The sequence below is a fragment of the Nitrospirota bacterium genome, from assembly GCA_040752355.1.
Classification (GTDB): domain Bacteria; phylum Nitrospirota; class Thermodesulfovibrionia; order Thermodesulfovibrionales; family Dissulfurispiraceae; genus JBFMCP01.
In genome coordinates this window covers 26767-39491 of record JBFMHE010000028.1, presented here as the reverse complement: position 1 = coordinate 39491, position 12725 = coordinate 26767, and the positions used below count along the sequence as shown (strand labels likewise).

The window sequence follows — 12725 nt, the reverse complement described above, 5'->3', positions numbered from 1 at the left end:
CACTGCACCACGTAATATGCAGGGGAATAGAAAAGAAAGCTATAGTCTCTGACGACAGAGACAGAGACTATTTCATTGAGCGTTTTGGGAATCTTGCGGCAAAGACAGATACGGCGGTTTATGCCTGGGAAAGATACGGCATCCCCATAGCGCTGGTGGCACGTGAAACAGGGGTCTCCACTTCGGCTATTTCAAAACTCATGATCCAATGAATAGCTCAACTAATTCATCAACGTCCCCAGCTCCAGCTCTACAGCTACAAAGAATTGAGCGGCTTTCCGCCATCACTCGACCGAGGTGCTGAGTGGCACCGGGAGCAGACATGAGGATTTTATGAGGGCAGGAAGGAGCAGGAGCAACTTAATTATTGGGAAACTCAAGATTCAAGACCTGGCCCCCTGCCTTTTCATTTATCTGTAATTGAGTAATAATAATCAGTCATTGAGTAATATTGACATAGCTGCCTGGTCGATGTTAAGCTTTTTCATGGCTTTTGAACGACCTATGGTAAAAGTGCTCACCGCGACTCTTAGAAAACGGCTGCCGGTTTTTCAGGTGCTTATCGGTCCAAGGCAAGTCGGCAAAACGACCTTGGCCCAACAGGTGTTGAAAAGACTCCCGTATCCGTCTGTCTATGCTTCGGCAGACAGCCCTTTGCCGCCCGGTCACGAATGGATCGAAACTCAGTGGCGTCTGGCAGAGTTTGAATTACAGCGAACCAGGAAACCAGTGGTCCTTGTCCTCGATGAAATTCAAAAGGTCAAGGGGTGGAGCGAGAGCCTGAAAATGTTCTGGGACCGCGCACAGCAGCAAGGGCAGGATATCCGTTTATTGGCACTCGGATCCTCGGCACTATTGCTTCAGGAGGGGCTCAGCGAAAGCCTGGCTGGACGTTTTTTTCTTACGCGGTGTCCTCACTGGTCTTTTAAGGAATGTTCGTCCGCCTTTGGCTGGGATTTGAATACATGGCTATACTTTGGCGGCTATCCTGGAGCAGCTGTCTTTGTTCATGAAGAACAACAGTGGAAGAGATATGTCATGGACTCTCTTGTAGAAACTGTCCTTGCCCGTGACGTGTTGCAGATGCAGAAGATTGCCAAACCAGCGCTTCTTCGCCATCTTTTTGCCCTTGCCGCAGCCTTTCCGGCCCGGATATTTTCCTATAACAAGATGCTGGGCCAGTTGCAGGATGCCGGCAATACCACCACGCTTGCCCACTATCTTAAACTCCTCGAGTCGGCTTTTCTCGTAAGCGGGCTGGAACTTTTTTCCCAGGGGCATACAAGAAAGCGTGGGAGCAGTCCAAAGCTGATCCTTTGGAACAATGCCCTGATCAATGCGCTATCGACGAAAACGTTCAAAGAGATGGTCGGCGAGCTATCGTGGTGGGGCAGGCTTGTAGAAAATGCTGTCGGGGCACACTTTTGCAATGGTTTTTCCGGAACAGGCCATCTGCTTACGTACTGGCGGGATGGAGATAAAGAGGTGGACTTTGTGATAACAAGCGGATCGTCCACATGGGCCATAGAGGTTAAGAGCGGCCGGAGTGCTAAGGTGTCCGGCATGGAGAAGTTCAGCTCAAAATACCCCAAGGCAAAATCATTGGTTTTGGGCGGAGCCGGTATTCCCCTTGAAAAGTTTTTCTCGGAGCTGCCCGACGCTTGGCTGAAAGAGTGACATCGATCAGTGATTGAGCGGCTTTCCGCCCTCACCCAATCGAGGTGCTGAGTGGCACCGGGAGCAGACATGAGGACTTTATGAGGGCAGGAAGGAGCAGGAGCAATTTAATTATTGGGAAATTCAAGATTCAAGACCTGACCCCCCTGCTTTTCTGGGTGAATCTATTCCGCACTCCGGCTTTCTCATGGGATAGAAGAAAGTATGCGCTGCGGGCAGGGATGACTACGATTTTAGATTTCTCAGGGTACTTGTCCGACAAGCTGTTGGAGATTTACGGTTATAGCCAGACAATCCTCATTTCCTTCTCGACCTCTTTGAACTCCGGATCGCCGGTGTAGAGCTCGGCCTTGCGCTGCTTCGCAAGCGCCGCGGCAAAACAATCGGCAAGTGACATTTTATGCGATACTTTGAGCGCTCCGGCGGCTTCCGCCAGTTCACTATCAACAGCAACAATCTCCAGCGGCAAACCAAGGAGCCGGGCGCGGACCTCCCCCCATTTAGTACGGCCCGCTTTGCGCTCGATCATGTACCTGATTTCGGCCCAGTTCGGGGAGGCGATCAGGAGCGGACTGTCGGCATCCGCAGACTTCTCGAGAAGAGAAAGGACCTTTTCGTGTCCTTTCTCTTTAAAAAGAAAGGCCAACACTGCATAGCTGTCAAGAACGGTGTTTTTCAAGCTTCCTTTCCTCCCGCTCTTTTTCCTTTACCCGCTCCTTGAGCAGCTCTTCTGTCACCGAAGTCTCGCTGGTAAGCATGCCGTGAACGCTCCGGATAAACTCTTTTGTCACGGGCTGGAAGAGGATTTCCGCCCCCCGTTCCACAAAATTGACCTTTGTTCCGGGTTTGATGCCGTAGCGTTTCCTGAGACGTGCGGGAATGACGAGCTGCCCTTTGCTGGTTACGGTAGACGAATCCATATCTCTGCACCTCCTTACTTATAGCTTATCTTACACTTCATAAGAAAGTAAGTCAATATCGTATAAGTAGGATATACGGGGCTTATTACGCCAGGTGCGAAACGAGTAAGAATGGGAATGGGCATGCATGCGCGCATACAGCTCTTCAATGCGAGAGGGAAACAGGTACTGTCTCTAAAACAGCAAGGCTTATCAAAAAGCCTATTGTGAGAGCGTTATAAAAGAGTGGAAATTGGTGGCGGTGCAGGGAATCGAACCCCGGACACTGCGAATATGAGTCGCATGCTCTAACCAGCTGAGCTACACCGCCTCCCGAGCTTTTTATTATAGCAAACCGGCGATTTTCAAGGCAATACACGCTGTGACGGCGTTCAGTATGTCCCGCCCACCAGCATCGCCTTCACCGAGCCGACGGCTACTTTGGTCTTGAGCATTACGGGGACCCGCTTCTGGTCATCGGTGAGCCAGATGAGGATATCGCCCCTCCGGGAGAAGATTCCTTCCGACTTTATGACAGGTTTGATGAGAATGGTACTGACCGGGCCGCGGGGTGTCTCGACGACCTCTTTCCTGAGCACCTGCACCTCGGCCTTATAGGTCTTCTTGCCGTCTACTACATTTATATAGACGGATTTGCCCACTTCGAGGGGAAGCGTTCTCACATAATAGAAGCTCGAGAGCGGATCGAGCACCGGCCCGCCGGTAGTGCTGTACTCTTTCCGCTCCTTCTCGAGGTGGTTGATATAGGTCACCCTCCTCGCTTCCTGGCTGATGATGAGCTCCTTGTCCCGCCGGTGTTTTCCCTCTCTCAGCGTTATCCGGTAGTGGTAGGGAAGACCCACCAGGTCCTCAAAAGCGCCCCCGAGCACGCCCTTCTTGAGGGTGCTCACGACGAGGTCTTCGACTTTATAGAAGACCGATACCCAGCCTGCCGACGCCGCCCGCGAGATGAGCTGGACGCCGCTGCCGTTTCTCCTCACTTCGAGCACTGCCTCGCCCGTCTTGATGACCCCCCAGGAGAGGTCGTACTGCAGGCGCTCCGGCACGGTAAAGGCGTCGGCACGGGGCGGAGCAGCGAGGCAGGAGATGAGGGCGCAGAGGAGGAGCATTCTCCTGATATATGGGGAGGCAATGGCGATCATCGCGCTGTCCGGGTGCACCGCCTTTCGGCTACTGAAGTCATCTTTCATTATGTTATATTACTCCATGATTGTAATTCCAGCCATTGACCTCAAAGACGGCGTCTGTGTGCGGCTCCTCCAGGGGAGGAAGGAAGACGCCACCGTCTATTCGGATGACCCTGCGGCAACGGCCCGAAAGTGGGAGGCCTGCGGGGCCAAACTGCTCCATGTGGTCGATCTCGACGGCGCCTTTACGGGCAATCAGAAAAACCTCGAGGGGATTCGCCGGATACGCGAGGCCGTCGCTATGGATATAGAGGTCGGCGGCGGCATCCGGGATATCGAGAGGATCGACCGGCTCATCGCGCTCGGGGTGAACAGAGTTATTCTCGGCACGGTGGCGGTCCAGAATCCCGAGCTGGTTAAAGAGGCGGCGAAAAAGTATCCGGGCAGCGTGCTCGTCGGCATCGATGCGAAGAACGGCCGGGTGGCAGTGAAAGGGTGGGTTGAGGTGACCGATACGGACGCAAAAGAGCTCGCCCTGAAGATGCAGGATTTCGGCGCTGCCGGAATCATCTATACGGATATTTCGAAAGACGGCATGATGACCGGCCCGAATGTCGAAGCGACAGGGGAAATGGTCGGGGCCCTCGCGATCCCGGTCATCGCCTCGGGAGGGATATCGTCCCTTCAGGATATAAAGAACCTGCTCGCCATCAAGAATCTCTGGGGCGCCATAACCGGCAAAGCGCTCTACTCAGGCTCTCTCGATCTGGAAGAAGCGATAAAGGCCGTAACGCGTAACGCGTGATCAGTGATAAAAAGAAAAAAGCAGGAAATAAAGGCCGTGATGCGTAACGAGTAACGCGTAATCAGTGACAAATAAGACAAAAACGCATAAAGATTTGGACGTCTGGAATAAAGCTATGGAGCTTGCAGAAAAAACATATCAATTAACTGCGGATTTCCCGAAAAATGAGCAGTACGGGATTGTTTCACAACTCAGACGTTCAGCAGTCTCGGTCCCGAGTAATATAGCTGAAGGCGCGGCGAGAACATCTAATAAAGAGTTTTTACAATTTCTTTCCATAGCGATGGGCTCACTTTCGGAAATAGAGACCCAATTGCTGCTCTCGAGAAGATTTAACTATCTTGACGATCACCCTGTATTCAATGATATTGAAGCAATAAGAAAGATGCTTGTCGGGTTGAGCAAGTTTTTGAAGGAGAAAGAAAAATGATTACCGATTCGTTGTGCCTCATGCATTACGAATTGCAGTTAACCGGTCACGCGTTACGCGTTACGCGTTACGAGGTTTAGTATGCTGGCGAAGAGAATAATCCCTTGCCTCGACGTACGGGACGGCCGGGTGGTGAAGGGCGTGAACTTCGTCAATATCAGGGATGCGGGAGATCCTGTCGAGAACGCCCTCTATTACGACGAGCAGGGCGCGGATGAGCTGGTATTCCTCGACATCACCGCTTCTCATGAGAAGCGGAAGATAATCCTCGATGTCGTAGAGCGTACGGCGAACGACGTCTTCATGCCCCTGACCGTGGGCGGCGGAATCAAAGGTCTCGACGATATCAGGGACCTGCTCAATGCGGGATGCGATAAGGTCTCGGTCAATACCACCGCGGTCAATGATCCGGAGTTCATCAGCAGGGGCGCAGAGCGCTTCGGCAGCCAGTGCATCGTCGTCGCCATCGATGCAAAGCGGGTCCACGATTCGCGGTTCGAGATCGACCAGGCGCGGGAAGTACCTGCCTGGCTCAACGAGAACGCCCTTCAGAGAGAGCGCCTGGTTATCACCGACTTCTCGCGGAAGGCCTGGGAGGTCTATACGCATGGCGGCAGGAGGCCCAAGGGTATCGATGCCGTCGCGTGGGCCCGGTATATGGAAGAGCTCGGCGCCGGCGAGATACTCCTGACCAGCATGGACCGGGACGGCACCAAGGACGGGTACGACCTGGAGCTCACCAGGGCGATCGCCGAGGCGGTCTCGATACCGGTCATCGCATCAGGAGGGGTCGGCAACCTCGAGCACCTCTATGAGGGCGTTGCGCAAGGGAAGGCTGATGCGGTGCTCGCCGCATCGATTTTTCACTACAGGGAGTATACGATCAGAGAGGCCAAGGAGTATCTCAGGTCGCGGGGGGTTCCTGTAAGGATATAGAAGCCCCGGCGCCTTTGGTCCCGGTATCGTTGCTCTCAAATCTTACGATGAGGATGGTCCGCTATGGAGATTGCAGGCACGCGAGGCGAGATACTCACCCTTATCAAGAAGAACGGAGAGATCACCATCCCGGTCCTTACCGGCACGCTCAGGATCGCGACCAACGCGGTGCGGGGGCACATGGCCATTCTCGAGAAAGAGGGCCTCGTCACCTTCCGCTGGGAGAAACAGGCGCGGGGGAGGCCGCTCAAGATATACAAGCTCAGCGAGCGCGCGGAAGGGCTCTTCCCGAAGCGTTACGAACAGCTGCTCGAAGAGCTGATCACCCAGGTCGAGCTTATCGACGGCCCCGGAAAACTGCGGATCCTCGTCGATGCCATGGCGAAGCGGTGGGCGCAGGGGATGAAGGCGCAGCTTCAGGGTCTTCCAGCCGAAGAGGCGCTCAAGAAGATCGTCAACCACCTCGACCTGGGCGGCATGATCGCCTCGCTGAAGCGAGAGGAAGGGTACTACACCATCTCCGTGTTCAACTGCATTTACCGGCAGATATCCTTACGCCACCGCGAAATGTGCACGATCATCCCGACGCTCGTCCGGGAGCTGACCGGCGCCGAGGCCACGGTGGCCCGCTCGATCCATAGCGGCGACGCCTGCTGCATTTATCATGTCATGCCCGAGCATCAAGGGCAGCTGCGCTCCGCCCCATAACCTGCCCTGCACTCTCTATGGTTTGGCGATATACCGGGGCGCCTCCGCCAGTGCCCGTTCCACGGCTTCGGAGAGCGCCTTGTTGATGAGCTCTTCTGCCTTCTCCCTGCTGAACCCGACCGTTGTGTACGAGGTCGAGACTTCGGTGCGCTCCTTGTGCCGTATCTCTTTGGAGCGGGGGTCGGCAAAGATGAGAGTAAGCCGTATCGTACAGGTGTATTCGTTCTTGACCAGATCGCCGCGGGAGACGACGTTGAACTCCTCTATGGAGCCGCCGACCACCAGGTCGCCCCAGGCAGGGTCGATCGCAGCAGCCGAGCCGTCCCATCCTCCGGTGAGCCGCGTAACCGCATAGCCGCGGCTCTCGAGGTGCTGCGCAAAGCCTTTGGCGAGCGCTGCAGAGGGCTCGTCTATCAGCGCGATGAACGGCGCGTCGCTCTCCCTCTTCCCGATGATCCGCCTGTCCTGGACAGCCCGCTTGTCGATGAGCGGGGCAACGGCGATCGAGCCCTTGCCGTCTCCGGTGCGGGCGGCCTGCGGCGCATAGGAGAGATCGAGGGGATAGTTGGTGACGGTTGCACAGGAAGCAACCAGCAGGACTAAAAATACCATCGCTCGTTTCATCGGCAGACTCCTCCTTTATGCGGCGCCGGCTTGATCATGTGCTCTTCAATGAACTGCTCCGAGGCAGGCGGCACCTCGATACTGACCCGCTCTCCCTTTGTGCTTACCGTAACGGGGACCGACTCCCGCGCCTTTGCATCGGAGTAGCGCGCGCAGAGGCATGCCGCCATGCGCACCGCCTCGGGACCGCTTTCTCCTCTGACAAGGGTCAGGGGGCTCCCGCAGCCCTCAACCCACAACAGGACATCATCGCCGCCGGCCAGGCCCTGAATCGCCTCATTCTCTTCCTGCTTCCGTCCCACGACTACCGTTGTGGCGTCGTTCACCCTGAAGTGCCGCCCGACCCTCAGCAGGTGGATGTCGTTAAGCGCAGGAGAAGGGTTGCGGCGCAGGAGCTCTCTGAGCCTGTAGGAATAGATCGGATCGGTCAGGAGGCATCCTCCCGCCGGCGCCGGGTACTCGGTCAGACCGAGCTCGGCAGCCAGCGCCATCTGTGGCTTCCGGGAGCGGCCGTTGAACGCATAGAGCAATTCTCTGTCGACGAGCCCCTGCTCTTCGGCAAGAGTAGGCTTCAGCAGCTTCGCGCTGAGCGGCCGGAGCACGAGGCCCTGCACGCCCGCCTCCCGGTCGATCCTCGGAAAGGTATCCCTCCGCTGGCTCATGGGCCGCTGGCCCAGCACCTCGCCGGTGATGAGGACATCGGCGCCGCGCATCGCCATGAGCGCTTTGGCCTCCTTCAGCATGAGGATACGGCAGTCGATACACGGGTTCATGTTCTTTCCGTGTCCGAACCTGGGGTGCTTCACGATCTCGATGAATTTATCGGAGAGATGGCAGAGCTTTACCTCGAACCCGAACTTCTGCGCTGCCGAGAAGGGGTCCTTCGAGCACGACGACCTGTCGGAGATGTCGCAGCCGAAGTGGGTGAGGAAGGTTACCGCCGTCACCTCGATACCCTGCCTCATGGCAACGAGTATCGCGAGAGTGCTGTCGAGCCCGCCTGAATATAATGCTATCGCCTTCGTCATAACAACCGTGATCCGTAACGCGTAATGGGTAAAAACTTTCTCTATTATACCTCATATCGTTTGTGCAGTACTCTTTGTGCTGCTGCGGGCCGGATAATCAAGAGGGCTCTTTAGCGTGCGCTTGTTTTGAGCGACTTCAGAAGGGTGTCCGGGGTGGCTACCGCGGTGCCGACCTCGGCGACGACGATGCCTGCAGCATGGTTGGCGATTATCGCCGCATCCTTCAGCGACGCGCCGGCAGTGCGGGCGAGAGAGAGCGCCGCGATGACCGTATCTCCTGCGCCCGTAACATCGAAGACCTTCTTTGCGACCGTAGGGATATGGGTTACTTTGACCGCTTTCGATGCGTCCCGCTCGAAGAGGCTCATCCCCTCCTCACCGCGGGTGATGAGGACCGCCCCGCAGGAGAGCCTGCTCATCAGCATCTTCCCTGCTTTCATGAGACTCGCTTCATCCCTGATCTCGACACCCGACCCCTGCGACGCCTCGAGCAGGTTCGGGGTGATGATCGAGACATTCTTATAGAAGTGGAAGTGCCCCACCTTCGGGTCCACGGCGATGAAGGCGCTGTTCTGTTTTCCATAGCGGATGAGCGCCTTGATGAGCGCGGCCGAGACAATCCCTTTCTTGTAGTCCGACACGATAACGGCATCGTGCTCCTTGAGCGCACTCTTCACATGCGCGAGGAACTGCTCCAGGCTCCTGCCTTCGAGCCGCTTCCGGTCTTCATGGTCGAAGCGCACCACCTGCTGGTTGTGGGCGATGACACGCGTCTTCACGGTCGTCGGCCGCCTGTCCTCGATAATACCCTGGGTCGAGACGCCCTTCTCATCGAGCAGCTCTCTCAGCGCCCTTCCTGCGCTGTCGGCGCCGATAATGCCGGCGATCGACGCCTGGCCTCCGAGGGCGATTATGTTATTGGCGACATTGGTCGCCCCTCCCAGGAGAAAGGTCTCGCGCTCTACATCGACGACCGGCACCGGCGCTTCCGGAGAGATCCTGCTCACCTTGCCGAAGATGTAATGGTCGAGGATCAGGTCGCCTATGATGAGGACTCTCTTGTTCCTGAAGGAACGGATGATCTCTGCAAAGCTCATATGGTCGAAATAATAACTCATTTGCAAAAGCGAATGCAAAATCGCCGCAGCAGGGTCATGCCGCCCTCTGTCCGGGACGCGCGTGCCCTTCTGCTCTATTTGACATTTCACGGGCATTTTATATAATCTTTATAGAATTATGGAGCATTCAGCATTGCAATTGATCCTTCAAGCAGGCCTTGTCGTAAAGTTCGTCCTCGCCCTTCTCCTCCTCTTTTCGATCGTATCCTGGGCGATCATCATTCAGAAGTGGCGGCACTTTTCAAAGGCGGATAAAGAGACCCGCGATTTCATGCGCGCGTACGAGTCGACCCGCTCACCGCAGGAGCTTTATGCCGTATCGAAGCGGCATCTCGTCAGCCCGGAGGCGAGCCTCTTCAGGGCGGTCTATTCCGAAAAGGCGTATACCGAGCGGGACGAGCTCAAGCGGATGCTGAGGAGATACAGCGCCCTCGAGGGGACCCGCCTGCAGCGCTATCTCAATTTCCTCGCCACCACGGGGTCGTCGACGCCCTTCATCGGGCTCTTCGGTACGGTCTGGGGCATCATGAACGCCTTCAGGGGCATCGGCACCGCCGGATCGGCGTCGTTGGCCGTTGTCGCGCCGGGTATTGCCGAAGCGCTCATAGCGACCGCCATCGGTCTCGCTGCGGCGATTCCGGCGGTCATCGCGTACAACTATTTTCTGAGCAGATCGAACCGGATGATCATCGGGATGGAAGACTTTTCAGAAGAGCTCATCGACTACATGCTGAAATAGCAGCGGCACCCAATGAGACCCACCAAGAATAGAGCCGTACTCTCCGAGATCAACGTCACCCCCCTCGTGGATGTCATGCTCGTGCTGCTGATCATCTTCATGGTCACCGCACCGCTGCTCCAGCAGGGGGTCGATGTGAACCTGCCCAAGGCGAAGGGCAAAGACCTGCCTCCGGAGGAACGGATTTCGATTGTCATAAAGAAGGGCGGCGCCCTCTACATGAACGACACCCCCGTATCGATGAACGACCTGACGAAGAAGCTCGCGGCGATCAGCAAGCTCAATCCGAATGTCTATCTCAAGGCGGACCAGGATGTCCCCTACGGGCTGGTGGTAGAGGTAATGGGCGAGGTAAAGGAGGCTGGTATAGAAAAGCTCGGTATGATCACCGAACCGAAAGTTTCGCTGCCATGATCGCCTCACGCCTGAAAGATTCGAGCATCTCCGCTGCCGTAACGTACTCTCTCCTCCTCCACCTTCTTGCCGTCATTGTCGCCCTGCTCATAGCAAAAGGGACCGCCACCATGCGGCTGCCTTCGCCGTACGTTGTCTCCCTCGTTGACAGCACAATGCCTTCCCCTTCGACCGGCAGTGGCGTAAAAGAACCGGTTAAGGCCGAGGAGCGGGAGACAAGGGCTGTCGAGCCTCCTGCTGCGAAGCCTGCGATGACCCTGCCCCGGGAGACGAAGAAGACAGTAAAGAAAGAAGAGGACCACCTCGTGAACGACCGCATCGATGCGCTGCGGGCGAAGAAGAGGCTCGAACAGCTGGCGTCGCTCAGAAAAGTGGTTACCGTCGGCGCCGCGCAGAAGACTCCCCAGACGAGACCCGCCAATCCCGGGCCCAAGGGGAACGCCCCGGGCGCCGGCAGCGGACCAGCCGGCGGAGGGGATTACTACTCCCTCGTCGAGAGCAGGATCAGGCAGCAGTGGGTATTCCCCGAGACGATCGACCGGGACCTCGAGGCGATCATCTCGATCAAGATCGCAAAGGACGGAAACGTCACCATCGACCGGATCGAGAAGAGCTCGGGAAGCCCGCTCTTCGACCGGTCGGTCATGAGGGCGATCGCGAACGCGAGCCCCCTGCCGCCCCCGCCCAGGGATATCGAGATGGGAGTGAGATTCAGACCATGAACAACAGCATAAAGAAGCCGTCAGCCGTCAGCCAACAGCCACCACTTACAAAGAGGAGCATAAGAGGGGTGTCATTCCCGCACCCCCCGGACAGGCCGGGACAGGCCCCGTGCGTCGGGAGTCCTTTCAGAAAGAACGATTCCGGACAAGCCGGAATGACCAGCAATAATCATATCCCTATGAGGAACCTTCGGAACAGAGTTGGCAAACTCTTAGCCTTTTTTGTTTTCTATGCTCTGTGCTCTATGCTCTTGGCTCTGACTCCTGCTTTTGCCAAAGTATATATCGATATCACCTCGCCCGGGCTCAGCAGACTGCCTGTTGCCGTACAGAGCTTCACCGGCAATAAGGACATATCGGACATCGTCAAGGACGATCTCACCTTTACCGGTCTCTTCAGCTGCATCGATGAGGCCGCTCATATCGAGAAGGCCGATCAGCCCTTCAATCCCGTAAACTGGAGAGGGATCGGCGCCGAGCTCGTGGTCAAGGGAAGGGTCTCCCTGGTCTCCCCCCGAAAGGTGAGCGTCGTTGTCGCAGCCTATGATGTCGCCGCAGGAGGGCAGGTCCTCAATAAAGAGTACTCTGCCGCTCCGGACCTTCTCCGGCCTCTCGCCCACTCGATCGCCAACGACCTCTACACGCTGATCACCGGCCAGCAGGGAGTGTTCCGGACGAGGATCGCCTTTGTCGGCGAGAAAGGGGGGAAGAGAGAGCTCTATGTGATGGATTGGGATGGCCACCGTGCTCACGGGCTCGGGATAACAGGAGGTATTCTCCTCGGCCCGCGCTGGTCGCCTGACGGCGCCAAATTGCTCTATTCCGCGGAGCGGCATCGGCAGTGGGGGATATTCCTCCTCGACATGAGCTCCATGAAAGAGCGGGGCATTGCCCTCCCGAAAAGCCTCGCCATGGCCGGGAACTTCTTCCCGAACAGCAGGGACTTTGTCTATACCTCCTCGAAGGACGGCAACCCGGATATCTATGTCGCCGATAGCAGCACCGGAGGTGAACGAAAGATCATATCCTCCCCCTGGATCGATGTATCGCCGTCGGTGTCGGGTGACGGGAGATCGATCGCCTTCGTCTCGAACCGCGCAGGCAACCCTCACATCTATGTTGCCGACCAGGACGGGTACGGGGTAAGGAGGGTCTCCTTCGAAGGGACATACAATACCTCGCCGGTCTGGTCGCCCAAGGGAGACCGCATCGCCTTTGTCGGCCGTGCGGGAGGCAGGAACCATATCTTCATCGTAAAGCCGGACGGTTCGGGCCTGCAGCAGCTCACCCATGAAGGAAACAACGAGGACCCATCCTTCTCCCCCGATGGACGCTATCTTGCGTTCATGTCCGACAGGGACGGATCGAAGGGCGTTTACCTCATGAGGGCAAACGGGGAGGGCGCTGTCCGTGTCACTCCCCGGGGGCTCAGGGCCACCAGCCCGGGCTGGGCGCCGCTATAAACGCGTTGTAGCGG

Annotated in this window: 16 protein-coding genes and 1 tRNA gene; 10 read left to right on the top strand and 7 right to left on the bottom strand. The window is 56.8% G+C overall.

What is annotated here, in order from left to right:
• Together AB1805_15935 and AB1805_15930 are read left to right on the top strand one after the other, a co-directional pair.
• The coding region (locus tag AB1805_15935) for a hypothetical protein (GenBank protein MEW5746919.1) at positions 1-212 on the top strand (212 nt) is incomplete at its 5' end.
• 259 nt (positions 213-471) lie between these two features.
• Entirely contained in the window at positions 472-1677 is a 1206-nt protein-coding gene (locus AB1805_15930) for an ATP-binding protein (GenBank protein ID MEW5746918.1), read from the top strand.
• 280 nt (positions 1678-1957) lie between these two features.
• On the opposite strand, the gene AB1805_15925 is transcribed toward AB1805_15930, so the two are convergent.
• From AB1805_15925 to AB1805_15910, 4 genes are all read right to left on the bottom strand, one after another.
• Positions 1958-2356 (bottom strand): type II toxin-antitoxin system VapC family toxin, encoded by a 399-nt coding sequence (locus AB1805_15925; GenBank protein MEW5746917.1) that lies wholly within the window; start codon positions 2354-2356, stop codon positions 1958-1960.
• Positions 2337-2597 carry an AbrB/MazE/SpoVT family DNA-binding domain-containing protein gene (locus AB1805_15920; GenBank protein MEW5746916.1) on the bottom strand — a complete coding sequence of 87 codons (261 nt, stop codon included), beginning with the start codon at positions 2595-2597 and terminating at the stop codon, positions 2337-2339. The genes AB1805_15925 and AB1805_15920 overlap by 20 nt, the downstream gene beginning before the upstream one ends.
• Positions 2598-2830: 233 nt before the next feature.
• Positions 2831-2907: transfer RNA gene (locus AB1805_15915), tRNA-Met, on the bottom strand.
• A gap of 61 nt (positions 2908-2968) precedes the next feature.
• Complete coding sequence (locus AB1805_15910; protein ID MEW5746915.1) at positions 2969-3787, bottom strand: DUF3108 domain-containing protein; 819 nt, start codon at positions 3785-3787, stop codon at positions 2969-2971.
• 16 nt (positions 3788-3803) lie between these two features.
• Between AB1805_15910 and hisA the strand changes: the two genes are divergently transcribed.
• The 4 genes from hisA to AB1805_15890 all read left to right on the top strand — a co-directional run bounded on the left by hisA (position 3804) and on the right by AB1805_15890 (position 6603).
• A complete protein-coding gene (hisA, locus tag AB1805_15905) occupies positions 3804-4529 on the top strand; it encodes a 1-(5-phosphoribosyl)-5-[(5-phosphoribosylamino)methylideneamino]imidazole-4-carboxamide isomerase (protein MEW5746914.1) in 726 nt (241 codons plus the stop codon).
• Positions 4530-4593: 64 nt separating this feature from the next.
• Positions 4594-4959, top strand: a complete 366-nt coding sequence (locus tag AB1805_15900; GenBank protein MEW5746913.1) for a four helix bundle protein — start codon at positions 4594-4596, stop codon at positions 4957-4959.
• An 81-nt stretch (positions 4960-5040) separates the two neighbouring features.
• The gene (gene hisF / locus AB1805_15895) at positions 5041-5895 is read left to right on the top strand and encodes an imidazole glycerol phosphate synthase subunit HisF (protein ID MEW5746912.1); all 855 of its coding nucleotides are present in this window, start codon (positions 5041-5043) and stop codon (positions 5893-5895) included.
• A gap of 63 nt (positions 5896-5958) precedes the next feature.
• Positions 5959-6603 (top strand): hypothetical protein, encoded by a 645-nt coding sequence (locus AB1805_15890; protein ID MEW5746911.1) that lies wholly within the window; start codon positions 5959-5961, stop codon positions 6601-6603.
• 15 nt (positions 6604-6618) lie between these two features.
• On the opposite strand, the gene AB1805_15885 is transcribed toward AB1805_15890, so the two are convergent.
• The 3 genes from AB1805_15885 to rfaE1 form a co-directional block, all read right to left on the bottom strand.
• Positions 6619-7227, bottom strand: a complete 609-nt coding sequence (locus AB1805_15885) for a hypothetical protein (GenBank protein ID MEW5746910.1) — start codon at positions 7225-7227, stop codon at positions 6619-6621.
• Positions 7224-8255 (bottom strand): 7-cyano-7-deazaguanine synthase, encoded by a 1032-nt coding sequence (locus AB1805_15880; protein MEW5746909.1) that lies wholly within the window; start codon positions 8253-8255, stop codon positions 7224-7226. Before AB1805_15880 ends, AB1805_15885 begins: the two co-directional genes overlap by 4 nt.
• Positions 8256-8365: 110 nt before the next feature.
• Positions 8366-9352: a D-glycero-beta-D-manno-heptose-7-phosphate kinase gene (gene rfaE1, locus AB1805_15875; GenBank protein ID MEW5746908.1), complete on the bottom strand. Its 987-nt coding sequence runs from the start codon at positions 9350-9352 to the stop codon at positions 8366-8368.
• A gap of 160 nt (positions 9353-9512) precedes the next feature.
• Between rfaE1 and tolQ the strand changes: the two genes are divergently transcribed.
• The 4 genes from tolQ to tolB all read left to right on the top strand — a co-directional run bounded on the left by tolQ (position 9513) and on the right by tolB (position 12711).
• Positions 9513-10112 (top strand): protein TolQ, encoded by a 600-nt coding sequence (tolQ, locus tag AB1805_15870; GenBank protein MEW5746907.1) that lies wholly within the window; start codon positions 9513-9515, stop codon positions 10110-10112.
• Between the two features lie 12 nt (positions 10113-10124).
• Positions 10125-10526, top strand: a complete 402-nt coding sequence (locus AB1805_15865) for an ExbD/TolR family protein (GenBank protein ID MEW5746906.1) — start codon at positions 10125-10127, stop codon at positions 10524-10526.
• Entirely contained in the window at positions 10523-11248 is a 726-nt protein-coding gene (locus AB1805_15860; GenBank protein MEW5746905.1) for a cell envelope integrity protein TolA, read from the top strand. The genes AB1805_15865 and AB1805_15860 overlap by 4 nt, the downstream gene beginning before the upstream one ends.
• Before the next feature lie 245 nt (positions 11249-11493).
• Positions 11494-12711, top strand: coding sequence for a Tol-Pal system beta propeller repeat protein TolB (gene tolB, locus AB1805_15855; GenBank protein ID MEW5746904.1), 1218 nt, complete (start codon positions 11494-11496; stop codon positions 12709-12711).
• Positions 12712-12725 lie beyond the last annotated feature (14 nt).